20 protein-coding genes and 1 pseudogene are annotated in these 22,469 nt (G+C 64.4%); 13 read left to right on the plus strand and 8 right to left on the minus strand.

Annotated elements, in window-relative coordinates:
• Nucleotides 1–83: 83 nt before the first annotated feature.
• A pseudogene (locus tag NDI89_RS19290) lies at nucleotides 84–838 on the minus strand (PHP-associated domain-containing protein).
• Between the two features lie 1,078 nt (nucleotides 839–1,916).
• Here NDI89_RS19290 and NDI89_RS19295 point away from each other — a divergent pair.
• Both NDI89_RS19295 and NDI89_RS19300 read left to right on the plus strand, forming a co-directional pair.
• Nucleotides 1,917–2,831 (plus strand): DUF7551 domain-containing protein, encoded by a 915-nt coding sequence (locus tag NDI89_RS19295; RefSeq protein ID WP_277523941.1) that lies wholly within the window; start codon nucleotides 1,917–1,919, stop codon nucleotides 2,829–2,831.
• Nucleotides 2,828–3,637, plus strand: coding sequence for a DUF7260 family protein (locus NDI89_RS19300; RefSeq protein WP_277523942.1), 810 nt, complete (start codon nucleotides 2,828–2,830; stop codon nucleotides 3,635–3,637). The genes NDI89_RS19295 and NDI89_RS19300 overlap by 4 nt, the downstream gene beginning before the upstream one ends.
• Before the next feature lie 33 nt (nucleotides 3,638–3,670).
• Here NDI89_RS19300 and NDI89_RS19305 read toward each other — a convergent pair whose 3' ends face one another.
• Nucleotides 3,671–4,063: a hypothetical protein gene (locus NDI89_RS19305; RefSeq protein ID WP_277523944.1), complete on the minus strand. Its 393-nt coding sequence runs from the start codon at nucleotides 4,061–4,063 to the stop codon at nucleotides 3,671–3,673.
• 218 nt (nucleotides 4,064–4,281) lie between these two features.
• Between NDI89_RS19305 and NDI89_RS19310 the strand changes: the two genes are divergently transcribed.
• Entirely contained in the window at nucleotides 4,282–4,599 is a 318-nt protein-coding gene (locus tag NDI89_RS19310) for a DUF5783 family protein (protein WP_277523946.1), read from the plus strand.
• Between the two features lie 82 nt (nucleotides 4,600–4,681).
• The gene (locus tag NDI89_RS19315; RefSeq protein ID WP_226004895.1) at nucleotides 4,682–5,047 is read left to right on the plus strand and encodes a NifU family protein; all 366 of its coding nucleotides are present in this window, start codon (nucleotides 4,682–4,684) and stop codon (nucleotides 5,045–5,047) included.
• A 120-nt stretch (nucleotides 5,048–5,167) separates the two neighbouring features.
• On the opposite strand, the gene NDI89_RS19320 is transcribed toward NDI89_RS19315, so the two are convergent.
• Nucleotides 5,168–6,073 (minus strand): ketopantoate reductase family protein, encoded by a 906-nt coding sequence (locus NDI89_RS19320; protein ID WP_277523950.1) that lies wholly within the window; start codon nucleotides 6,071–6,073, stop codon nucleotides 5,168–5,170.
• Between the two features lie 197 nt (nucleotides 6,074–6,270).
• Between NDI89_RS19320 and NDI89_RS19325 the strand changes: the two genes are divergently transcribed.
• Complete coding sequence (locus NDI89_RS19325) at nucleotides 6,271–7,221, plus strand: hypothetical protein (RefSeq protein WP_277523953.1); 951 nt, start codon at nucleotides 6,271–6,273, stop codon at nucleotides 7,219–7,221.
• Nucleotides 7,222–7,556: 335 nt separating this feature from the next.
• Here the strand turns inward: NDI89_RS19325 and NDI89_RS19330 are convergent, their stop codons facing one another.
• Nucleotides 7,557–7,895 (minus strand): TFIIB-type zinc ribbon-containing protein, encoded by a 339-nt coding sequence (locus tag NDI89_RS19330; RefSeq protein ID WP_277523955.1) that lies wholly within the window; start codon nucleotides 7,893–7,895, stop codon nucleotides 7,557–7,559.
• A gap of 440 nt (nucleotides 7,896–8,335) precedes the next feature.
• Between NDI89_RS19330 and NDI89_RS19335 the strand changes: the two genes are divergently transcribed.
• On the plus strand, nucleotides 8,336–9,247 hold the full coding sequence (locus NDI89_RS19335; protein WP_277523957.1) for an alpha/beta fold hydrolase: 912 nt from the start codon (nucleotides 8,336–8,338) through the stop codon (nucleotides 9,245–9,247).
• Between the two features lie 253 nt (nucleotides 9,248–9,500).
• Here NDI89_RS19335 and NDI89_RS19340 read toward each other — a convergent pair whose 3' ends face one another.
• The gene (locus NDI89_RS19340) at nucleotides 9,501–13,142 is read right to left on the minus strand and encodes a DNA polymerase II large subunit (protein WP_277523958.1); all 3,642 of its coding nucleotides are present in this window, start codon (nucleotides 13,140–13,142) and stop codon (nucleotides 9,501–9,503) included.
• Nucleotide 13,143: 1 nt separating this feature from the next.
• On the minus strand, nucleotides 13,144–13,563 hold the full coding sequence (locus NDI89_RS19345) for a PPC domain-containing DNA-binding protein (protein WP_277523960.1): 420 nt from the start codon (nucleotides 13,561–13,563) through the stop codon (nucleotides 13,144–13,146).
• Between the two features lie 248 nt (nucleotides 13,564–13,811).
• On the opposite strand from NDI89_RS19345, the gene NDI89_RS19350 reads away from it, so the two are divergent.
• The 6 genes from NDI89_RS19350 (at nucleotide 13,812) to NDI89_RS19375 (ending at nucleotide 20,369) form a co-directional block, all read left to right on the plus strand.
• Nucleotides 13,812–15,395 carry an ABC transporter substrate-binding protein gene (locus NDI89_RS19350; protein ID WP_277523962.1) on the plus strand — a complete coding sequence of 528 codons (1,584 nt, stop codon included), beginning with the start codon at nucleotides 13,812–13,814 and terminating at the stop codon, nucleotides 15,393–15,395.
• A 123-nt stretch (nucleotides 15,396–15,518) separates the two neighbouring features.
• On the plus strand, nucleotides 15,519–16,520 hold the full coding sequence (locus NDI89_RS19355) for an ABC transporter permease (RefSeq protein WP_277523965.1): 1,002 nt from the start codon (nucleotides 15,519–15,521) through the stop codon (nucleotides 16,518–16,520).
• A 2-nt stretch (nucleotides 16,521–16,522) separates the two neighbouring features.
• Complete coding sequence (locus tag NDI89_RS19360; protein WP_277523967.1) at nucleotides 16,523–17,554, plus strand: ABC transporter permease; 1,032 nt, start codon at nucleotides 16,523–16,525, stop codon at nucleotides 17,552–17,554.
• A gap of 2 nt (nucleotides 17,555–17,556) precedes the next feature.
• Nucleotides 17,557–18,711, plus strand: a complete 1,155-nt coding sequence (locus NDI89_RS19365) for an ABC transporter ATP-binding protein (RefSeq protein WP_277523969.1) — start codon at nucleotides 17,557–17,559, stop codon at nucleotides 18,709–18,711.
• Nucleotides 18,704–20,038: an ABC transporter ATP-binding protein gene (locus NDI89_RS19370; RefSeq protein WP_277523971.1), complete on the plus strand. Its 1,335-nt coding sequence runs from the start codon at nucleotides 18,704–18,706 to the stop codon at nucleotides 20,036–20,038. Before NDI89_RS19365 ends, NDI89_RS19370 begins: the two co-directional genes overlap by 8 nt.
• A 175-nt stretch (nucleotides 20,039–20,213) precedes the next feature.
• On the plus strand, nucleotides 20,214–20,369 hold the full coding sequence (locus NDI89_RS19375; protein ID WP_277523973.1) for a hypothetical protein: 156 nt from the start codon (nucleotides 20,214–20,216) through the stop codon (nucleotides 20,367–20,369).
• A 412-nt stretch (nucleotides 20,370–20,781) separates the two neighbouring features.
• On the opposite strand, the gene NDI89_RS19380 is transcribed toward NDI89_RS19375, so the two are convergent.
• Complete coding sequence (locus NDI89_RS19380; RefSeq protein WP_277523974.1) at nucleotides 20,782–21,300, minus strand: DUF7974 family protein; 519 nt, start codon at nucleotides 21,298–21,300, stop codon at nucleotides 20,782–20,784.
• Between the two features lie 82 nt (nucleotides 21,301–21,382).
• Entirely contained in the window at nucleotides 21,383–21,658 is a 276-nt protein-coding gene (locus tag NDI89_RS19385) for a winged helix-turn-helix transcriptional regulator (RefSeq protein WP_425607768.1), read from the minus strand.
• Nucleotides 21,659–21,815: 157 nt separating this feature from the next.
• On the opposite strand from NDI89_RS19385, the gene merB reads away from it, so the two are divergent.
• Nucleotides 21,816–22,466: an organomercurial lyase gene (gene merB / locus NDI89_RS19390; RefSeq protein ID WP_277523976.1), complete on the plus strand. Its 651-nt coding sequence runs from the start codon at nucleotides 21,816–21,818 to the stop codon at nucleotides 22,464–22,466.
• The last annotated feature ends 3 nt before the right edge of the window (nucleotides 22,467–22,469 follow it).

The raw sequence follows: 22,469 nt of genomic DNA on the forward strand, positions 1-22,469 counted from the left end.
AATCACGTTCGCGACCGAGCGATAGGCCACAGCAGCTCCTGTCAGCAAACGAAAGACGGAGCGCCTCGAGTCCGGAAATCGAATCAGGTCGATCCGTCCATCGAGGCCGGCACCGTCGGCAGAAGCGGCGCACGCGAGGTGAACATGTACGCCGTCTTCCGTACCGCCCCCTTTCCGTACTGGACGGCGCTCTTGCTGATCGGCGTCCGCTTGCCCCGGATCTGGGTTCGGCTCTCGAGGATCGCCTCGACGAGTTCCGCGCCGTCGATGTCGGCCTTCGTCGGGTTCGCGGCGTCGGGCGTCACGAGAACCTCGGTGTAGGCCTTGCCGACGTTCGGGAGGTAGTGAGCGTCGCTGGCACCGATCTGGGGATAGTCCCGCCGCTTCGCGAACGTTCGAGCGCGCCGGTTGCGGTAGCCGGTGAAGACCATCGAGTTGTAGGTCTCGATCGCGTCGGCGTCGTCGATGTGACGTTTCCGAACGCCGTGACGACTTCGCTGAAACGGATGCGGGACGATCGCTACGCCGCCGAGTTCGCGAACGGCCTCGACGGTGTCCATGAACGGCTGGCCGGGATCGGGCCGCGTCTCGACACCGATCGCCAGTAAGTGGCCGTGTCGCGTCGACACCTCGACGCCGGGGATACCGATCAGGCCGTACTCCGGCGCGAGATCGGCGGCTCGTCGCGACTCGTCTATCTCGTCGTGATCGGTGATGACGACACCGTCGAGCACGATATCCGCGGCGTGCTCGAGGATGAGTTCGATCGGTTCGTGCCCGCGTAGGAGTCGTCGGAGTGGACGTGAAAGTCGATCGCGAACGGAATCTGGGAGGTCATGTGGGTCCAGAGAGCAGGGAGCGGGGTCGTACCACCAATAGCTCGCTGGCGCGCATAAACACTGTGCTGCCGGGGACGTACCACCCATATTCGATATAGCAATATGAAGTTTATTTCTGCGAGACGGCAGCTCGCGAGGTCCAGCGTTCGAGGACGGAAGTCCGCGGTTCACGGTCGAGACGGCGATCGAAGCCGGTCGACAGTCACTGATTACCGGCGACCGAGGGAGTCGAAAACTGAGCGGGACGGAAGCCGCCTACAACCGGCCCGAGGAGGTGCGGAGAAGCACCGGCTTCCCGCCCGAGGCCCCACTCTCCGACCGTAATTCACACGCACGCGGTCGATCGGTGGCGAGACGGGGACGGTACCGATCTCGGGAGCGACACCGGCGGCTTGGTCGGTATTGCCGACTGGGAGTAACGGACTGGTCGTCGGTCGGTCGTCCCCTCGAGACGGCGTAAATACGTCGATAGCCGAATTACCCCTGCGCAACCGTTCGCCTGACCGTAGTGATTCAGTGCGATTCAGTCGCGATCCGATCGGGTCGAACGGTGGTCGCCGAGGTCCGGCCGATCGATACCGTCGGCCTCGTTGCCTCCCGAGAGGGACCCCTCGAGTAGGTAGTCCGTGAGAAGCCGTTCACTTCGGTTACGTCGACGGATTACGAAGAACGGCTTCGGGGGAATCGAAACCGGCTCGCAACCGAACGTTCGGCCGGCCTCCGGCGTATCCAATCCGGAGATCAAACCGTAGTCCGGTACATCTCGGCGTTGCTCCGGCTGCAGCTGCGACGACACCGACGATCCCGGGCGGAGCGCTCACACTGTATAAACTATTCATCGATATATCAAAGCGAGTCCACCCGGGTGGGTGGGGACCACGAATTGTTAGGGGTGCCTAAAATTCGGTGGGCTTATTACGTTTTAGGCAGACCTAAACAATAACAGATCCGTCGACGGGAGTGCGGACGGGGAACGCAACGATCGAGCCGGGAAACGAACCGTGGAATCGAACGCAGTTGGGAGATTCGACGGCAGCCCGCACGCGGCCCGCGACGGACCGAACGAGAGAGATACCCATGGTTGGAACCACGCTCCGCGAAATTCGCCATCACATCGAACGATTGGCCAGCGACGGCGGGGAGTACTACGTCGTCTGCGGTCGCTCCGGAGAACGACCCGTCCCGGTCGCCGGTCACCAGTTCGCGACCCGGACGGACGCGGCGGACGCCGCACGGGCGACCGAACAGTATCGGGCCGCACTCAGACGGTACGATCCGCAGTTACCGTTTTACGCTCCGATCGTGACACAGGAACGGTCGTCACGTACGGGACCGAGCACCGATCGCGGCTCGGATCGACCGGCCGCGGAACCCACCGGCGGGCCGTCGGTCGATCGGGAGCAACCGATCGGCGAGGACAATCCGCTGATCAGTTTCTGCCACGACGTCTCTGGAGCCGTCTTCGAGTCACTCTCTGCCCGCGATCACGCGGACGCCGAACGAGCGATCATGGAGACGTATCTGGCCGCAGCGGAAGCGACGACCGACCGGAACACGCTCTGTCTGGTACTGCTCGAGACCATGGCCGCCGAACTCGAGGAGCGGCTGAACGCGACGGAACGGACGGCGCTCCTGCGGGCGGCAGCGGCGAACCTCTCGCCGGTCGAGCCGGCAGACGATCCGGTCGAAGCGAGCCTCGCTTTTCTGGATTCGCTGTCGCTGGTGCGGGACTACGGCATCACGCGTGATTCGGACGCGACGACGGGAGACGCCTGGACCGTCTCCATCCGAGGATATGCGATCGAGTGTGGGACACAGCGGTTCCCGACGCTCCCGCTCGGAATCGACATCCTGCGCCGAACGGACGCGCCGACCGCACCCCTCGGCGTGACCGACGTGACCGCACTCGGCGACGGCGATTGGCAGTTCGTCCTGACGGGCGACGTGGAGACGACGGGCGGACTGGTCTGTACCCGGAGGGCAGACCAATGACCGGATCGACGGCCGTCCATCGGGCACTGGAACGCCTCGACGAGGAACGGGACGCCGTCGCGGAGCGCGGAGCGGCGTTCGAAGCGTTCTCGACGCGCGTTCGGGAGCTCCCGGCAGCGAGCCCCGGTCCGACAGGGGATCGACGGCCACCGATGGCATCACCGACGGCGATGGCACCGCCGATTCAGACGCAGCGATCGGCACCGTCCCCGTCGGAAAGCCATTGTGTCACCGTTCGAGAGGCGTTCGATGAAATCGTCCAACCGCACAGCACCGCCGATATCGACACTGACGAATCGCTCGCGGAAACGATCGCAGCGGAACTGAACGAGGATATCGCCGTCGCGCTGGCGACGGAAACCGGCTGGACGCCGTCACTCAAAGCCGCCGTCCTCGAGGAGACCGCGACCAGACGGCGAGAGGTGACGGTGCTCGAGGAGACCCTCCGAGACGAACGGCAAACGCTTGAGGCGGCGATCGACGAGGTCGACGAGATCGTCGCGTGGCTGCGGTCGACCGCCGACGAATCGCTCCTGCAGTGTGACTTCGACCGGCTCGAGGGGAAACACGAGCAGCTCGAGACCTATCGGGATCGGCTCGAGGAGCTCACGAGCGACCGGCAAACGCAGCTCGCCGGCTCGACGAACCGCTACGGGCCGGGCGGCACCCGGTATCGAACCATGGTGGAATCCGTCTATTCGGCGTGTCGCACCCGGTATCCGGTCCTCTCGACTGCGACGCGACTGTACGGCATCTGCGGGGACTGTCAGCGGACGGTTCGGGCACACCTGTCGCGGCGCGTGTAGGCGGTTCCGCGCCCCGCTCGCGGAGACGAACCCTTACTTCGACGGCGTAGACAGTCCGCTCGGGACGAGATCCGAGAGCGAGACGGTGTCGAGGACTTCCCGGATCTCGAGCGGGTCGTCGGCCGCGGAGACGGTGTCGTGGATGCGGTGCATGCACTCGAGCAGGCCGTCGACGGCGGCCCGCTGGGTCGAAACGCGGCCGATCGATTCGGTGATCGCCCGATCCGTGAGGAAGTATCGGTAGCGAAGCTCCCAGCACCGGCAGATACCGATCACCGGGTGAGACCGGTCTGCAATCGTGCTCTCCGCGATCAGTTCGATCGGTGGGCGGCTGTGTCGATAGACGAACTGGTCGTCGCAGAGTTCGGCGAGCCCCCATCTCGGCGGGAGCGCCTCCCGCGGGATGGGGTCCTGATCAACAGCCATGTACATCGGTATCGCCGAGGGCGGGAGTGTTGGTTCCGCCTGCGAACGCCGGGTCGTATATAGCCGTCCCGTACCGGATCAACGAACTGGGCGTTCCGGGACGGCCGATTCGAATCGAACCGTACCGCAATTCGTACCCTCGTCCGGACCGGGAGACGAGTTCCCGTCGAGCGAGGCCGATCGTCCGACTTTTGTCTCCGCTACCGTTGGACTACCGTATGGCCGACTTCGATCCCGAGAAGTTCGAGGACAAGTACGCGAACTACTTTCCCGAACTCCAGCAGGCGTACAAGAACGCGTTCAACCGCATGAACGACCGCTACGACTCCGAACTCGTTCACGCGATCGACCAGCAAGTGTTGAACGAGAGCGAACCCTTCTACGACGGCGACGGCGAGTTCCACGTCGAACTTCCGGACGACCCCCACGGGCGACTGTCGGGCGTGATCGTCGAGGAAGAGCGGTTCGAGACCATCCTGGAGGCCCACATCGACGAGATCGAAACCGAACTGCAGCGCGTGTTCGACTTCCGATAGCTCGATCGCCTCGACCACCGGTCGATCGCGGCCGAACATGGAGGACGGAAGGTTTAGGGGGGCTGATACCCAAGGGTTTTCTATGAGTACCGAGACCCAGAACGACGGCGACGACCTCGAGGACCGCGTGACGAACTTCCTGCGGCGGAACTTCCCGCAGATTCAGATGCACGGCGGCAGCGCAGCGATTCAGGACATCGATCGCGAGAGCGGCGAAGTCAGCATCGCCCTCGGTGGCGCCTGCAGCGGCTGTGGGATCTCGCCGATGACGATTCAGGCGATCAAGAGCCGGATGGTCAAGGAGATCCCCGAGATCGAGAAAGTCAACGCCTCCACCGGCATGGACGGCGGCGAGGAGGAGATGGACGGCATGAGTCCGTCCTTCCCCGGCGAGACCGTCGACGACGACGGCGGCGAGGTCGACGAAGGACCCGAAGCACCGTTCTAACTCGGCGTTCGTCACGCGGACGGAGATTTGCGGTTTTTGCTATTTCGAATCGATAGCGGCGCTGTCAGGGTGTGATCGACCGGTCGCAGTCTATCGAGTTCGCGACCGAGAGCCGACCGCTCATCGCAGGCCGCGACCCCGCTCCCACGTCCGCACCAGCGCCGTGAGCGTTCGGTTCCGGGGAACCTCGAGCCGGGAATCGGCCGCTCGATCGACCACGTAGCCGTTGATCGCGTCGATTTCGGTGCGCCGGTCGGCCAGCACGTCCTGGCGCATCGAAGACGTGTTGGCGGCCGTCGCCTCCGCTACCGTCTCCATCGCAGTCAGCGCCTCGCGGTTCGAGAGCGAGACGCCCCGGGCCCGAGCGACCCGCGCCGTTTCGCGGGTGGCAGCACGCGCGAGGTCGGTCGCCGGCTCCTCGAGGACCGCACCGTTTTCGGTCGCCGTCAGGGCCGTCACCGCGTTGATCCCCGCGTTTACGGCGAGCTTTTCCCACAGGCGGCGGGGCATGTCGTCGGCGACGGTGGTCTCGAGGCCGGCGGCGACGAACGACTTCCCTACTCTTTCGGCGATAGCCGAGGGACCGCCGTCTCGAGCGCCCAGGACGACCTCCCCGACGCCCGTGCACGCGACGACGCCGGGTTCGCGGAGAATCGCTCCGTACGTCGCCGTTCCGGCGAGTATCGGAACCTCGAGACGGGCCGCGAGCGTCGCTTCGTTCCCCATGCCGTTCTGCAGGGAGCAGACCGCATCGAACGAGCCCGTCGCGAGCGTTTGGGCGGCCCCGTCGGTGTCGAACGACTTGACCGTGACGACGGCGAGCTCCGCCTCGAGACCGGTACCGTCGGTCGTCGCCGCCGGAGACACGTGGATCGGGGAGTCGTCGACGCTCTCGAGTCGGAGTCCGGACTCGCGAACGGCGCGAGCGTGGGCCTCGCGAGCGACGAGCGTAACGTCGTGCTCGCGCGCGAGCAGGCCGCCGACGAGACTGCCGAGGCTGCCGGCACCGAAGACGACGATGTCCATGCGCCTCCTTCGGACGACCGCTACTACAGTACCCCGGTTCGCCTCGAGCGTCGTCTCGGTCCTCGCGAGCGAATCGACGACGAAGACGGTTCGTGAATCTCGAGATAGTGTATTCAGTTTATTTTCTATTATATAATAATAATATGAATAAAAATAAGTTTCGAAGCGTGGGATCCGGGACTATGCGTCAGCACACGATGAGTCGAGGAACGGTACTGCAAACCAGCGCGGCGATCGGTGGACTGGCGGTCGTCGGCGGGGCAGCGACTGCATCGGCCTCGAGCACCGAGAGCGAAGACGGACGTCACCGCATCGACGGCACCGATCACGGCGGTTCGCCGGTCGGGTTCGACCTCGTCGAGTACGCCGATGGCGGCGCGGTCGTCGAGAGCGTGACCGCGTACGAATCGCCGATGATTGCCGATCTCCACACGGTCCTCTGGGACAGCGAGTGGGAACTCGCGACGAACACCCGCGACGACGCGATCGGGGCCGACGTGAGCGTCGGCGATGCGATACCGGAAACGACTGCAACTGTGGAGTGGAAGTACACGAATCCCGACTACGCGCTCGTCAGATACTGGCCGGAGATCACGCAGCGAGCCATCGTGAGCGCCGCTCGCCCTGCATTGCTCATCGAACGGGACCTCGAGCTCGGGGCGTACGCACCCCCTCGCTACGCTGCCAGCCCGGAGCTCCGGCACACTGTATACTCGATCGCGAATCCCACTATCGGTGAGGAACGCACCGACGGCTGGGTGACTGACGACGGCGACTACGACGCGTTCGTCGCGACCGATCACGAGTACAGCGTCGCGATCGTCCAGCGGTACGTCCACCCCACCGTTCGGACCGGGTTCGACGGCCACCGCGTCGGCGACGTCGGCGTCGAAGAGGGCGAGAACCGGAGCGCCTGGGCCGACATTTACGAGGAGGCAGACGGCTGGATCGATCGGAACGACGCCAGCGCGGGCGACATCCACTTCGGTACGGGCCTCTCCCTCGAGAGCGGCGACGACGACGGCAGCGAGACCACCGTTCCGACGTGGCGAACCGGGATCGGTTTCGGGAGCGGCGACGGTGAGGCGGTCGACAACGCGATCGCGACGGTCGAAGACGGCTACGAGACGGAACGGGATCGCTACTGAGATCGGTTCCGGGACACCTGCGCGTCCGATTCCGGCCAGCAGCGCCACAGCAGTTCGGCTTCGCGAACGTCTGCCCCGAGCGGACGTGTTCGACGCTCAGTCCGTCGGTTCCGTCACGAGGCGTGACAATAGTCCGTTCTCGTCGACGTCGTGAACGCGGCCGATTTTCGTCTCTTCTCCGGGTAGACCGTCGTTCGGAACGCCAGTTGTCGCCGTTCTCCGTCCACGGCAACTATCGGCACGAATCTACGCTACGAGCAGCTGTAAACCTTCATGCGCTATATGGAATTAGAACCGTCCCCGCTGGCGATCACGTACCCACTACCGTCACCGGCTCAGTCCTCGGTCCAGTACATCAGGTTCTCCCGTTCGGTGTGGCAATTCGGACACTGATCGGGGAGTCCCTCGTCGATCTCTCCCATTTCGCCACACTCCATGCAGCGCCACATCAGTTCGGCTTCGCCGAATTCGTGGCCCGAACGGGCGTGCTCGACGCTTATCCCCTCGGCACCGTCGCGGGTAGTGACGAAGAACCCGCTCTTTTCGAAGCCCCGGATGCGCCCGAGTTCGTTGCCGTCCTCGTCGTAGACCGACTGCCCGAAATTGAGCTTTGCTACCTCCTCGACGGCCTCGTCGTCGCCCTCCTTCGCCGGTGTCTCGCCGGTGTTGACCATGTCCCAGTTCACGCCGTCGACTGCGATAAAGTGACGGCGCGCATTGTGCGAGCGACCGCTCGAGGGCACGGAGCGGCTGGAAACAGACGGGACGAGAACACAGCCGGTGGGGAAATCGGTGCGGTCCCGTCAAGCTACCCCCTGCCGGTCGCGGCTCCGAATGACAGGTAGCAACACGGTAATAGAAAACAATATACACCATGAGGATAGAGAGGTGGTATGATAATCGGTCACATTCCCGGCTCCGCCAGCGGGTTTCCGCCCGGAACGCGCCGTCCGGCGGCGATCGAAGGGAGGGAGACCCCGGTCGCTACCCGAAGGGCCAACGGCGGGAGAACGGCCGACGTTACGGACGGACGGAGAGTCTCGCTCCCAGTACAGACGACCAGCAATCCCGTACCTGATATAGCTCCGAGCCCAGATGCCGACGTGATTCGATCATGAGCGGGACCGGTGTCGCCACGATCGGCGACTGTCGGATCGCCTACCGCCGTGCGGGGACCAGCGGCCCACCCGTCGTCCTCTGTCACGGTGCGGGCATCGACGACGCGACCGTCTCGTGGCGACACACGATAAACGCGCTCGCCGACGACTACCGCGTCTACGCCATCGACTGGCCGGAGTACGGGAACAGCACGGGAGACGTCGATCACACCGTCGAAACGTACGTCGACGTCCTCGACGGGTTCCTGGACACGCTCCCCTTCGAGAGCGTTTCGCTCGCCGGCATCTCGATGGGCGGCGGCGTCGCACTCGGCTACGCGCTCGAGAACCCCGACCGAGTCGACCGACTGGCGCTCGTCGACAGCTACGGCCTCGGGGGCAAACTGCCCAGCGCCCTCCAGTGGAAAGTCCTGTCACAGATCCCCGGAATGACCCAGTTCGGGAAGATCGCCGCCAGTTCCTCGACGCGGAGCGTTCGCATGGTCCTCGACAGCCTCGTCGCGGACGCCGGTTCCTTGCCCGACCGCTTCATCGAAGACGCCCGGGAAAAGCTGATGGAACCGGGCTCGATACAGGCCTTCGAGGAGTTCCAGAACAACGAGCTCTCCTTCAACGGCCGCGTCCGGACGAACTTCGTCGACGACCTCGAGTCCCTGTCCGCCCCGACGCTGCTCGTCCACGGGAAACAGGATCCCCTCGTCCCCGTCGAGTGGTCGGTCCGAGCAGCAGACCTGATTCCGGACGCCGAGCTGGACCTGATCGACGACTGCGGCCACTGGACGCCTCGAGAGCGCCCCGACCGGTTCAACGAGAGCCTCCGGGAGTGGCTCCCGGACCCGCAATATTCCCCGGAGCCGGAGTACACCAAGGCAGGGATGCCCGGCGTGACTCGCGTCACCAGCGATTAACTCCGTCTCGTTCGCTCGTCTCCTTTTCTGTTCGGCCGGGAGCACGGCTCGAGCAACGCGAGAGCCGTGTGACCCGGGGGAGGGCAGGCCCTTGCCCAGTTATCGACCGCGAGCGAGTGAAACGAGCGAGCGGGCCGACGACTGATGTGAGCGAACGACCGACGGGAGTGAGAGAACGGAAGGAGGAGCGCTTTTGATCGAAATTTTGCCGAGTGCGGTCGCGATGCGACCGCACGCAGAGCAAAATTTCGGGTCACATGAAATCCTCGATCCCGCTCTGCTTGTTCTTGTCGTTCTCGAAGATACTCTCGAGGGAGCGCTCGAGGACTTCTAACCGCTGTTTCGTGTAGTCGCGGCAGTCGTACTCCTCGGCGACCTGGATCGCGGTCTGCATGTACTTGTTGACCGACCCCTTGTGGACGGTGAGGTTGACGCGGCCGCCGCATTCTCGGCAGTCGCCGGTCAGTGGCATCCGGCGGAACTTCTCGCCGCAGTCGAGACAGCGCGTCTCCTGACGCGAGAACGCGCGAAGGTTCCCGATCAGGTCCGGCAGGAAGTGGTACTCGATGACCCGCTCGGCGACGTCGGTCTCGTCGACGGCCTCGAGTTTGCGCGAGAGCTCGAGTTGGGCGTCCATCTTGTCCATCATCGAGCCCAGGGTCTTGTACGCCGAGAGGTCGGGGCCCATCGCGATGTTGGTGGTGTCGTGGGTGTGCCGGAAGCCGGTGTATTCGGTGTCGGTTCCGAGGGTATCCTCGGCGATCTCGACGTCGACGTCCTCGGGGTCGGCCTGCTCGCGGGTCGCGAGGTAGAAGTCCCGAGGGTACTGCGTGACGACGTCCATGTTGTGGGCCTCGTCGTCGATCTCGGATGGGTCGATGCGGGAGGACATGACGAGCGGGGCGTCCATCTTGCCCCCGCGCTGGTCGGGGAGGAAGGACTTGCTGAAGTTAAGCAGCCCGTCAAGTAGCAGCATCACACAGTCTTCGTCGCCGTCGCAATTCCGGCGCTTCGCGGCGTGAAAGTACGGATGCGCGTATCCGACCGCCGCGCTCGTGAAACCGATCACTCTCCCGACAGTTGCGGCAGACGTGTGGGGTGCCATCCCGAAGACGAGTTCGCCCACGAGGTCCTGCCGGTCCTCGAACTCGTAGAAGGGCTCGAGGCCGTAGTACTGCTCGAGCAGGTCGTCGATGAAGTCGGCCGTTCGCAGCATGTGCTCGGCCGCGCCGTCGGAGAGGACGATGTCCTGGACGCGGAGTTCCACCAGTTGGTCCTCGTGGGTCAGCGCCTCGCCGTGGATGTCCGCCTCGTAGCCCAGCGCCTGGAGCTGGCCGACGTCGACGTCGAGTTCGCTGGCGCGGACGGAGGTGACGGGAAGGTCCGTCATGTCGTAGCGAACGGTGCCGTCCTTGAACGAGGAGACGTCGTGTTTGGCGCGCAGAATGCCCTTCTCGATGGGTTCTGGGACCTTGTTCTGCGAGGAGAGCCCCTTGACGCCTTTCAGGATCTCGAAGGCGTTCTCGCGTTCCCCGACCGACTCGAGCGCGTCGCGGTACTCCTCGTGGACGTCGATCTCGCGGGTCTCGACGCACGTGCCCTCGCGCTCGCAGTGGTCGCACTCGACGCGGCCGGCCTCGTCGGGCTCGAGGCGCTCGTCGCAGTCGGGACAGCGGTAGTCCGGCGTCGTCCGGGCGTTACAGTCCGGACAGCGGTTCTTGAACGTCTCCGTTCCGCACGACTCACAGCGCTTCCGGCCGATCTGGAGTTCGACCACGCCGGGCGTATCGGACATCGTCTCGGCGTGTTTGGCGGCGTCGGCGACGTTGCGCTGTGCGCCGCCGGCCTCGCCGATCGGGAACAGGGTATGAACTGCGGGGCTCAGGTCGCGGCTCTCGGATTTTTCCGGCCGTCCCATCCGGTTACCGATTCGGGTCGGTGCCCGTTCGCGGACCCGAAACGGCGCGACCTCGTTGACCGCCTCGATCGCGTTGTCCCCGTCGGTCTCGTGACCCCACGTCCGGGCCCGCTCGGAGAGTTCGTCGTCCGACCACGTGCGATCGAGTTCGACGGCCGCTTCTTCGCGTTCGCCGGCCTCGAGCGCAGCGCCGTCGGCCACTGCGCGTCGGGGCTCACAGCCGAGCGTGCGGACGAACGGCCGCCAGTCGTCGATCTCGATGCGGTCCTCGTCCGCGCGCTGGCGGTGCTCGATGACGATCGTCTCGAGGGCCTCGCGAACGGGATCGGTGAAGTCCAGAACGAGGGTCGTGTCGCCGTCTCCGTCGACGTCGCCCTCGATCCGCCCCTCTGCAACTGCCGCCGCGAGCGTCCGAACGGCGTCGACGGAGATGTCGTGCCAGAGGTAGGTATACTCGGGATGGAGCGGCGCGTCGTACTCGACGGCCCACTCCAGAGCGTCCCCCGGATCGGGGAACTCGAGGTCGATTCGAGGGTCGTCCTCGAGCGCCTGAACGTCAGCGCCCGCGGCCTCGAGGTCCTGGATCCACCACTCGTAGGTGTAGGAGGCGGGGGCGAGCGGGTGGTTGTTCTCGACGAACTCGCCGTAGTTGACCAGATACTCCCCGAGATCGAGGATCGCCTCGACGCCGTTTCTGATCTCGAGGGCGTCCTCGGGGTCGTCGATCCGCCGGACGTCGCCGTTGGCGAGTTTGACCGTCGGTCCCTCGAGGGAGTCGACGGGGACGACGCCGGCGGCCTTGCCGGGGCGTTCGGTCTTGATCTGGGTGCCCGTCGCGAGGAAGTCGTCGACCAGATGCATCGCGGCGGGGTGGACGCCGGCGGTCGCGAAGCCGTGATTGCGCGCGCGGCCGTAGCGCAGGCGAAAGCCGCCGTGTGCGCACGGATGAGAGAAGACGGGGCGGCCGGCGATCAGATCCCGAAGGAACTTCTCGGACGTCTCGACGCGGGGTGGGCCCTCGGATTCGTCGGTGGTGGGATCGTCGTCGGCTTCCGCTTCCTCGGCACTGCCCTCGGCCGTCGCTTCCTCGTCAGCGTCGCCGTCGGACTCGTCGTCGCCGGTCGCTCCCTCGTCGTCGTAGTAGTTGCCGTCGATGAGGTCCTGGAGCCACGGCCAGTCGACCTCGTCGAGGTTTCTGGTGTAGCGCTGGATCTTCGGCGCTTTCAGTGCGATCCCCTCGCCGAGGACGAGACACATTCCGCCCCGGGCGCTGTTGGTGTCGACCCGATCGAGGTCGCGGAAGCCAGAGACCTCCTCGTCGCCGGTGGCCTCCCCGTCGAGCATGATCGGGAGGTGTTTGGCGATGAATTTCGCCTCCTTGGCCTTCGGGGTGTACTGGAGCCCGGTCTCCTTGTCGTAGAGGGCGATCTCCTCGGCGTAGCGCTCGACCTCCTCCTCGCGGGCGCTGTACTGTTCGATGCCGACGAGCGCGCGCGTGTAGTCGGCGACGAGCACCGAGAGCGCCTGTGCGGTCCCGCCCGCGGAGCGGATCGGGCCGGCGTAGTAGACGTTGACGAACTCCGTCCCGTCGTCGTTCTCGAGGATCTCGACCTTGTCGATCCCCTCGATGGGGGCTGCGACGACGCCCTCGGTCAACAGGGCGACCGCGGTGCGGACCGCGCCCTCGACCTTGCCCGCCTTCGTCTCGTAGTCGCCGACCCGGCCCTCGGCGAAGTCCTCTGCGAGCTCGAGGGCCGCCTCTTCTCTGCTCATCTGGCCTTCGAGTTCGCGGACCCGCTCGGCGACGCCGTCGATCCCGAGGATGTTCTCGACGCGGTCGGCCATGTCCTTGGCGACCGGAATTTCGACCTCTGGCTTCGGGTCTGCCCCCCGTTTTTTCGCTCGGCCGGCGACGTCCAGAGCCTCGTCGAGTTGGTCCTCGAGCCCCTCGAAGTACCGTTCGTCTTCCCGCCGCATGTCAGAGCCAGAGGTCCAGTTCGGTGGTCTCGTCGTACGCGCGCTCGAGCGGCTCCTCGAAGACGCGCATGTGGACCTCGCCGGCCCAGACCGTCGCCTCGTTCAGGTGGCCGGCGACCGCCTCGCCGTCTGGTCCAGAGAGGACCGCGTGCGTGTGCGCGAAGCGCTCCTCGTCCAGCCGGGAGACGTTGCCGGTACAGCTGGCGACCTCGAGCGGTTCGTCGAACTCGATCGGGTAGTATTCGCACTCCTCCTGATCGTAAAACCACAGTTCGGCGTCCTGGACCGCGCCGAGCGCGGTAAACCAGGCGGCGTCGGCTTCGACCGCGTCCGCGAGCGACTCGATCTCGGCCCGCCAGTCGGCACCGGTCTCAAGGCGGGCGACGTACTCGCCCGCGGGTTCGACGGCACGATAGTTCATACACGTCTACTGTATCGGCGGGTAGAAAAAGTTCTCCGTTCGTCCATCGGGGTGTACGAACGGGCACGTGTTGGGCCAAGGATAGAAAGTATTAAGACTATAGCCTAACTGTATGCAATCATCAGTCACTGTCATCATCATATATGGATGATGGCCCGGTAACCGACTACCAACAGGGACGTTTTTGCGGCATATATCGCACAGATACCAAAAATTATATAGTCCCACTCATTGAAGCTGTCATCGGTATGTCACGGCAGATGTCAGAACTGACTCGACGACGGCTGCTTGGTTCGGGTGCAGCCGTCTCGGCGGCAGCAATCGCAGGGTGTATCGGTGGGAGCGAAAGCGATGGTTCCGATCAGCTCCACTTTACCCAAGAACAGTCTCGGGAGGAGAACTTCGATCCGGTAATTTCGAACGACGCGTACAGTTTTCAGGTGATTCAGCTCATCTTCGACGGGCTCTACGAGTTCGACGAGGGGCTCGAGCTCCAGCCGAAGCTCGCGACGGGCGAGCCGACCGTCGAGCGCGACGGAACCAGGTACATCTTCGAGATCGAGGAGGCGGCCGAATTTCACAACGGCGAGGACGTGACCGCGGAGGACGTCGCCCACTCGTTCACCGCACCGGTCGAGGAGGAGACGGAGAACGCTTCCTCGTACAACATGATCGAGAGCACCGAAGTCATCGACGACTACCAGCTTCAGGTCGACCTCGGTGAAGACCCCTACGGCCCGTTCGAACTGCAGACGATGGGCGTGACGGTCGTTCCGAAGAGCTACCGAACTGAAGACCGAGAAAACTTCAACAAGAATCCGGTCGGCGCCGGTCCGTTCGAGTTCTCCGAGCTGCAGGAGAACGAGTACGTCGAGATCGAGAAGTACGACGACTACTGGGGCGATCTCGATCCGAACATCGAGCAGGCCCGCTTCGTGGCCCACGACGACGCGGCGGGTCGTATCTCCGAGATCCGCGCGGGGAACACCGACGTCATCGCGGGCATTCCGAACGACGACTGGAGCGTCCTCGAGAACGAGGAGGGGGTCACCCTCCACTCGTCGGAGAGTCCGACGTACATGTACATGGCGTTTAACTGCAACGAGGGGCCGACGACGAACCCCGAGGTGCGGCGGGCCATCGCCCACTCGTTCTCGATGTCCGACTTCATCGAGTCCAACGGCGAGAACGTGACCTCGCCGATGTACAGCCCGATTCCGCCGGTCGTCAACGAGATCTGGGAGTTCCCGGAAGACGAGTATCAGGACATGCTTCCGGAGTACGACCCGGACCAGGCGAAGTCGCTGCTCGACGAACACGCGCCGGACGACTTCACGCCGACGATCATCACGCCCGAGGGGATCCGCGCGCAACTCGCCGAACGGATCGCCACCCGGCTGGACGAGATCGGCTACGGGGCCGACGTGCAGGTGCTGGACTTCGCGACGCTCGTCGATACGTACACCAGCGGGAACGCCGACGACTATCAGATGTACTTACTGGGCTGGACCGGCGGTCCCGACCCGGACTACTACCTCTACCCGCTCTTCCACGAAAGCGGAGCAGGGACTAACCAGGGCCACTACTACGACGGCAGCGACGGCTTCCACGAGGCGATCGCCGAGGGACGCAACTCGGCCGGACAGGAGGAACGCTACGAGATCTACGAGCCCGTCATCCGTGAGATCGTCGAACAACTCCCGGCACTGCCGGCGTTCACGCAGGATAACACGATGGCCTCGCGGAACCACGTGCAAGACCTCCAGGCGCACCCGAACGTCAATCGAAATCCCACCCTCGTCGCGGACTACACGAACGTGTCGCTGGAGTGAACGTAGTGAGCGGTGTCGCCTGCGGTCGGCGGGAGAGACGAACCGGTTCCCCCGCCGGCCCGCCATCGGTGACGCCGAGTCAAGGTACGGTAGCGACGAGAAGAGAGACCGATTCGGAAATCAATGAAGCTACTCAAATACACGATATACAGGCTCTTGCAGGCGATTCCCGTCCTGATCGGGATCTCCGTCATCACGTTCCTGCTCGCGAACCTGGGGCCGGGCGATCCGGTCAGCCTCATGCTTCAGGGACAGGAACACAGCGAGGAGCTAGTCAGAGCGATCGAACAACGGTACGGACTCGATAGACCCCTACACGAACGGTACATAACGTACATGAGCGGGCTGCTGGAGGGTGATCTCGGCCAGAGCATCTACTATCAACGCCCGGTCAGTGCGCTGATACTGGATCGGCTCGGACCGACGCTCCTGCTCGTCCTCTCGGCGTACGCGTTCGCGCTGGTAACCGCGATTCCGCTCGGGGTCGTCGCCGCCAACAGGCGAAACGAACCGACCGATCACGCCTCGCGGGTCGCCGCGCTCTTCGGCGTCAGCACCCCGTCGTTCTGGATCGGGATCGTCCTGATCCTGATCTTCGCGGTCAAACTGGGCTGGCTCCCCTCCAGCGGGCTCTATTACCCGTGGCGACCGCCCAGTTCCTATCCGGGGATCAACGGCCATCTCGAGTTGTACTACGAGACGGCAAGACATCTGCTGTTGCCGATGATCGCGCTGGGGACCTTGCAGATGGCGACGATCATGCGCGTCGAGCGCACGCAGATGATCGAGTCCCTGCAGGGAGAGTACGTCAAACTGGCCCGCGCCTACGGCGTACCCGAACGGACGATTCTTCGGAAGCACGCCTTCCAGGTCGCCCAGTTGCCGATTATCACGATCGTCGGTGCGAACCTGTCGACGGCGATCGGGGGGGCGGTACTGACCGAGACGGTATTCAACATCAACGGGATGGGACAGCTGTTCATTGAAGCGATCCAACAAAACGACTACCAGCTCGTGATGGGTATCACGATGATGCTCGGCTTTCTGTTCGTGGTCGGCGTCATCATCACCGACATCTCGTATGCGTACGTCGATCCACGGGTCACCTACGGTGAGAGGGACTAATCATGGCAGTCGGAGAATCACAACTCGGGAGTGACACCGAATCGGCGGTCGATGAGGGAGACGTCGAGGCCCGCGTCGGCTGGCGATACACGCTGGCACAGATCAAGCAGGATACGACCGCCCGCTGGGGGTTGTACGTCGTGGCGTTCGTGATAACCGTCGCGACCTATGCGATCGTGGACAGCAACCTCTCCCTGCTCACGTTCGGACGACTACCGGACTACGCGTTCGCACAGGCGTTACCGATCTTCGATCATCCCACGCGCATCCCGCCACCGGGAGAGGGGACACAGCACATGCCACCGTACTTCCCGCTCGCAGAGCAGTCGTGGAACCCGCTGCCGGCCGGCGGCACGATCGAGCACCCGCTTGGGACCGACCATACGGGGCGAGACTACTTCACGAGGATCGTCTACGGCACACAGGTGTCGGTGTTCGTCGGGATCGTCTCGACGTTCATCGGCCTCTCCATCGGAACGATTATCGGTGCTGTCGCCGGTTACTACGGCGGCAAGACCGACGACATTCTGATGCGGGTCGTCGAGATGATTTACTCGATTCCGCCGCTGATCCTCATCATCGTCTTCACCGTCTTCGTCGGCGGGACGAGCATCTGGTACGCGGTGATCGGCGTCGGGATCACGTTCGTACCCATCTTCGCACGTATCATCCGGAGCCGGGTCCTGAGCATCCGCGAGATGGACTACATCGAAGCGGCGCGAGCGTCCGGCGTAAAGGACCGCAACATCATCATGCGACACGTCGTCCCGAACAGCTTCGCGCCGGTGCTGGTGTACGCGACGCTCCAGATCGGCGTGACGATCCTCGTCGTCGCCGGTCTCTCGTTCCTCGGCTACGGTGCACAGCCGCCGACCCCCGACTGGGGCCAGATGCTCAACATCTCACACGGCTACATGCACTCGAACCTCTGGCTCTCGATCTGGCCGGGACTGGCGATTATGATCACCATCATGGGCTTCAACCTGCTGGGCGACGGCCTGCAGGACGCCCTCGACCCCCGAATCGACGACTAACAATGAGTTCCGAACCACTACTTCGCGTCGAAAACCTCAAAACGCAGTTCTTCACGGAAACCGGTACAGTACGCGCCGTCGACGGCATCTCCTTCGAGGTCCGCGAGGGCGAGATCGTCGGCCTCGTCGGCGAGAGCGGCGCCGGCAAGAGCGTCGCCTCGATGAGCCTGCTGCGGCTCGTCGAGAACCCCGGCGAGATCGTCGCCGGCGAAATAACCTACAAAGGGGAAACCATCTTCGGCCTCGAGGAGGGACCCGACGGCGAGCTCCAAGAGCGCGACGACATGCTCTCGAACGAGGAGATCAGGACCCGGATCCGGGGCAACGAGATCGCGGTGATCTTTCAGGACCCGATGGAGTCGCTCAATCCGGTCTTCACCGTCGGCGGGCAGCTCCGGGAGTTCATCGAACTCAACCGGGGGCTGTCGAAAGACGAGGCCAAAACGGAGGCGATCGACATGCTTCGGGAGGTCGGTATTCCGGATCCCGAAGAGCGCTACGAGGAGTATCCACACCAGTTCTCCGGCGGCATGCGCCAGCGCGTGCTCATCGCGATGGCGCTGGCCTGCGAACCCAGCCTGATCATCGCCGACGAGCCGACGACGGCACTGGACGTCACCGTCGAGGGGCAGATCCTCGATCTCGTCGACGATCTCCAGGACAAGTACGGCACGAGCTTCATCTGGGTCACCCACGATATGGGCGTCGTCGCCGAGATCTGCGATCGGGTAAACGTGATGTATCTGGGCGAAATCGTCGAGCAAGCCCCCGTCGACGAACTGTTCTACGACACCAAACACCCCTACACCAACGCCTTGCTGAACTCGATTCCCCGTCCCGATCGCACCGTCACGGAACTCGAGGCGATCGAGGGGGTGATGCCCGAAGCGATCAACCCGCCGTCGGGCTGTCGGTTCCACCCGCGCTGTCCCGACGCACGGGAGGTGTGCAAACGGGTCCACCCCGAGGCGAAGACCGTCGCCGACGCAGACGGCGAGGCTCATCGCGCGGCTTGCGTGAAACACGACGCCTTCGACGCCGGCTACGAGGACAGCTCGATGCTCGAGGGGGCCGTCGGATCGACCGAACGCGAGCCGGAGTCGGAACTCGCGGTGAATCCGGCGGGCGACGACAGCGGAGGTGAGGGTCGTGAGTAGCGGCATCCGACTGGACGAAGACAGCGGCTACGAATCGGACGACGCGCTGCTCGAGCTCGACGGCGTCACGAAGTACTTCAATCAGGACTCGGGACTGCTGGCGGGCATGGAGTTCGAGCCGAGCCAGTTCCCGCCGATCAGCGTCGATCGCGAGACCGTCAAGGCGGTCGACGACGTCACCCTCGAGATCCAGCCCGGTGAGACGCTCGGGCTCGTCGGCGAGTCCGGCTGTGGGAAGAGTACGCTCGGTCGGACGATCCTGCGACTACTCGAGCCCACCGAGGGAGACATCTACTTCAAGGGGGAGAATCTGGCCGACCTCAGCGGGGAACGGCTCCGGCAGACGCGCTCGGACATGCAGATGATCTTTCAGGATCCGCAGTCCTCGCTCGACCCGCGGATGAAGGTCGGCCAGATCATCGAGGAGCCGATGCGGGCCCACGACATGCTCGACGACGAGGGGCGGGAAGCCCGGGCGAAAGAGCTCCTCGAGAAAGTCGGGCTCGACCCGCGCCACTACAACCGCCATCCCCACGCCTTCTCGGGCGGCCAGCGCCAGCGGATCAACCTCGCGCGGGCGCTGTCGGTCGATCCCGACTTCGTCGTCTGTGACGAACCAGTCTCCGCACTGGACGTCTCGATCCAGGCGCAGGTGCTGAATACGATGGAAAAGCTCCAGGAGGAGTTCGGGCTCACCTACCTCTTCATCGCCCACGACCTCTCGGTGATCCGGCACATCAGCGACCGCGTGGCGGTGATGTACCTCGGGAATATCGTCGAACTCGCCGAGAAGGAGGAACTGTTCGAGAACCCACAACACCCCTACACGCGCGCCCTGCTCGAGTCGATTCCCGTCCCGGATCCGCGGGAGAACGGTGCGCGAGGGGTGCTCGAGGGAGAGGTGCCGAGCCCGGTCGATCCGCCGTCGGGCTGTCGGTTCCGGACGCGGTGTCCGCGCGTGATCGCCCCCGACGCGTACGACTGGCGGGGCGAGGAGTGGGCACAGACGCGGGCGTTCATGCGAGCGGTCAAGCGGCGGACGTTCGAACCGATGCCCGCGAGCCGGATCGAGACCGAGTTCTTCGACGGCGATCTGCCGCGGGGCGAGGCGGGATCGACCGTCGACGAGGCGATCGAACTGATCGCTAGCGACCGGAACGCGGATATCGATGCGGACGACGAAACCGAGCACTGGTCGGCGGCGACCGACCTGCTACTCGAGTCCTTCGCCGAGCAGAGTATCTGTGCGCGCGAGCGGCCGGCGTACGAACTCGAAGCCGAGTACGGCGACGGGGAGCATCTCGCGGCCTGTCACCTGCACCGGTAGCGATTTCGCGCGCGCTCGACGTCGCGTCTCGGCGCTTCTGCTGGCCGATTCGAGAGGGGAAACGGCACCCAACGGGATAGTGCGAATCGTTCACTCACGTCTCGATCGTCGATCATCCAACACGGTCGATAATCGCAATAATGCTTATCCGTGTGCCGCGAGTATTAACTCGTGTATGAGTAAGATACTCGCCATCCTGGCAACGTACACGGACACCGCCGCGAAGGTACAGCGAACGATCGACCACTCGCCCTCGTTTTCGGGCGTCCAGACGAGCGACGACGGCCGGCCCGAGACGCGCGTTTCGCCGGGCGGGTTCCTAACTGGGTAAGCCGACAGCGAGCAACGACCGAGAACCGATCACCCGATTCGGCCGCGGTCCGACGGGGAAACGAGCTTCGAGGCGAGTTGCGAACGGCGTCCGACTTTTGCGCTCCGAGAGGGGTCCACCGCCGCTCTCCCAGAGATCCGCGTTCCGAGAACGGTCCGACCTCGAACTCGAGGGCGATCGGGCGACGACCGAGGACGGCCGCCCCGCAACGCGCGTTCCGCCGGTCGGCTTCCTCACCGGTGAGCGTGGAGTCCATGAACGGACTCCCCGGACGCGGCCCTTTTTACCTCCTCGTCGACCGGAGTAGTCCGATACGAGCGATTGCTCACTCGATCGAGCACCGGTGAGGGTCGCGTGAGCTACGGGCCCCGTTCGAACGCTCCCCGGTACCGGTGACGGGCCGATCCCGCCGCTACTCGAGTCTGATCGTCGTCGAATCGCTGGGCCGACTCGCCGTTTCGTCGGTCGCGACGAACGCCCGAATCTCGTACTCGCCCGGCTCGGGAACCACGGATTCGCGGCGGCCCTCGTTTCGAACCCGCTCGAGGCGGCCGTTCCACGTCACCGACAGCCGTTTTCGCTCGCCGCCGCGGAAGTCGAAGGTGGCTGGCCGGTCACGGGTGTAGAGACGCTCGTCGCTGGCCTCGAGGTGGCCGTCGATCGTCCAGCCCCAGCGGCGCTGGCGGGGCGTCGGGAGTTCGACGGGGATCGGGAGTCGGTTCTCGAACGCGACGGTGATTTCGACGGGCTCATCGCGTTCGTAGACGTCCCGGTCGGTCGTGACGGATGCGGCGATCGCGCGTCGGGCGACTGCCGGTGGGATCAGCGCAGTGAAAAGGGAGACCACCGAGGGACGGGAACCGTCGGGGTCGGCCCCGAACTCGTCGTTCGAGTCGCCCCCCGTGTCGCGTTCGGGCTGGGAACGTCTCATAGCCGGCATAATCGCCAGCAGTGTACTAAATCGTACGGATAGGCGGCGAGTCGTAGAACGGCGCGTCTCGAGGCGAGCACGATCATACGTCTCGATCGGCGGCCCACTCGAGCAGCGGTTGCAGTCGCCGGCAGAGTTCCTCGCCCGCGTCCGTGAGGTCGTACTCGACGCGTGGCGGAATCTCCGCGTACTGCTCTCGGGAGAGGTAGCCGGCGTCGACGAGGTCATCGAGACGACTCGAGAGCGTCGAACTGCTCACCGACTCGAACGTGTCTTCGATCTCGCCGTAGCGCGCCGGACCGATGGCACCGACGACGCAGATCAATTGCATCGCGTACCGGCGACTAAGGAGGTCCATTAGCCCGTTTAGCTGACAGTAACAGTCGACGTCGCAGGGCGAATCGGACGGTTCGGATCGGTCGTCGGTCGCTTCAGTCATTGCTTTCGTTCACCGCAGTTACTCCGTTACTTCGGACTCGACAGTACAAGTACTTCGTGAGTCGAAGTAATGGTATATGAGGGACCAAACGTGTGAGTGTTGTGGCACAGTCGCGAACCTGCCCGCGGACGCGGAGAGTGAGAGCGAATCGACGGTCGATCGATGGCTCGGCGACGCGTCGGTCATGGAGACGTCCCTTCCGGACGACGTCCGGACCGCGATGACGGCGTTCTTCGGCGGCGCGTCGATCACCACGCTCGAGGAGTGGGTCACCGAACTCCGCCGGCAAACCGGCGGCGGCCCGATCGGTATCGAGGAACTCTGTCACGCGGACGGCGAGACGGACCACTGGGGCGAACTGGACGGCGCGCGCTACGATTTCAAGTGTTTCTACGATGCCGTTGCGCTCGCCGAACTGGCAGCAAGGCCGGTCGCGATTCACACGCGGAGTCCTGACGGAACGGCCATCGAAGCTCGGGCAACGGGGACCGGGGACCTGATCGCGACGCCGTCGACGGCCGCCGTTTCGTTCGGCATCGCAACGGACGAACCGCTACCTGATGGAGAGCCGACGCTCGAGGCTGCTTACGAGATGATCTGCCCAGTGGTCAACGCGTTTCCGACGCGGGAGGCGTACGAACAGTGGGCAGCACGGATACCAGCAGCGACCGTCGGTATGCCGTTATCGGTCGCGACGGTTGTCGCGACCGGACTGGTCGAAGAATAATCC

It is taken from the genome of Natrinema salsiterrestre (assembly GCF_029502005.1).
In the GTDB taxonomy this organism is placed as follows: Archaea; Halobacteriota; Halobacteria; order Halobacteriales; family Natrialbaceae; genus Natrinema; species Natrinema salsiterrestre.

Excerpts from the sequence above, each read along its gene's own strand:
- NDI89_RS19295 (WP_277523941.1), top strand. The coding sequence starts at position 1,917 with ATGGTTGGAACCACGCTCCGCGAAATTCGCCATCACATCGAACGATTG.
- NDI89_RS19300 (WP_277523942.1), top strand. The coding sequence starts at position 2,828 with ATGACCGGATCGACGGCCGTCCATCGGGCACTGGAACGCCTCGACGAG.
- NDI89_RS19305 (WP_277523944.1), bottom strand. The coding sequence starts at position 4,063 with ATGGCTGTTGATCAGGACCCCATCCCGCGGGAGGCGCTCCCGCCGAGA.
- NDI89_RS19310 (WP_277523946.1), top strand. The coding sequence starts at position 4,282 with ATGGCCGACTTCGATCCCGAGAAGTTCGAGGACAAGTACGCGAACTAC.
- NDI89_RS19315 (WP_226004895.1), top strand. The coding sequence starts at position 4,682 with ATGAGTACCGAGACCCAGAACGACGGCGACGACCTCGAGGACCGCGTG.
- NDI89_RS19320 (WP_277523950.1), bottom strand. The coding sequence starts at position 6,073 with ATGGACATCGTCGTCTTCGGTGCCGGCAGCCTCGGCAGTCTCGTCGGC.
- NDI89_RS19325 (WP_277523953.1), top strand. The coding sequence starts at position 6,271 with ATGAGTCGAGGAACGGTACTGCAAACCAGCGCGGCGATCGGTGGACTG.
- NDI89_RS19330 (WP_277523955.1), bottom strand. The coding sequence starts at position 7,895 with ATGGTCAACACCGGCGAGACACCGGCGAAGGAGGGCGACGACGAGGCC.
- NDI89_RS19335 (WP_277523957.1), top strand. The coding sequence starts at position 8,336 with ATGAGCGGGACCGGTGTCGCCACGATCGGCGACTGTCGGATCGCCTAC.
- NDI89_RS19340 (WP_277523958.1), bottom strand. The coding sequence starts at position 13,142 with ATGCGGCGGGAAGACGAACGGTACTTCGAGGGGCTCGAGGACCAACTC.
- NDI89_RS19345 (WP_277523960.1), bottom strand. The coding sequence starts at position 13,563 with ATGAACTATCGTGCCGTCGAACCCGCGGGCGAGTACGTCGCCCGCCTT.
- NDI89_RS19350 (WP_277523962.1), top strand. The coding sequence starts at position 13,812 with ATGTCACGGCAGATGTCAGAACTGACTCGACGACGGCTGCTTGGTTCG.
- NDI89_RS19355 (WP_277523965.1), top strand. The coding sequence starts at position 15,519 with ATGAAGCTACTCAAATACACGATATACAGGCTCTTGCAGGCGATTCCC.
- NDI89_RS19360 (WP_277523967.1), top strand. The coding sequence starts at position 16,523 with ATGGCAGTCGGAGAATCACAACTCGGGAGTGACACCGAATCGGCGGTC.
- NDI89_RS19365 (WP_277523969.1), top strand. The coding sequence starts at position 17,557 with ATGAGTTCCGAACCACTACTTCGCGTCGAAAACCTCAAAACGCAGTTC.
- NDI89_RS19375 (WP_277523973.1), top strand. The coding sequence starts at position 20,214 with ATGAGTAAGATACTCGCCATCCTGGCAACGTACACGGACACCGCCGCG.
- NDI89_RS19380 (WP_277523974.1), bottom strand. The coding sequence starts at position 21,300 with ATGAGACGTTCCCAGCCCGAACGCGACACGGGGGGCGACTCGAACGAC.
- NDI89_RS19385 (WP_425607768.1), bottom strand. The coding sequence starts at position 21,658 with ATGGACCTCCTTAGTCGCCGGTACGCGATGCAATTGATCTGCGTCGTC.
- merB (WP_277523976.1), top strand. The coding sequence starts at position 21,816 with ATGAGGGACCAAACGTGTGAGTGTTGTGGCACAGTCGCGAACCTGCCC.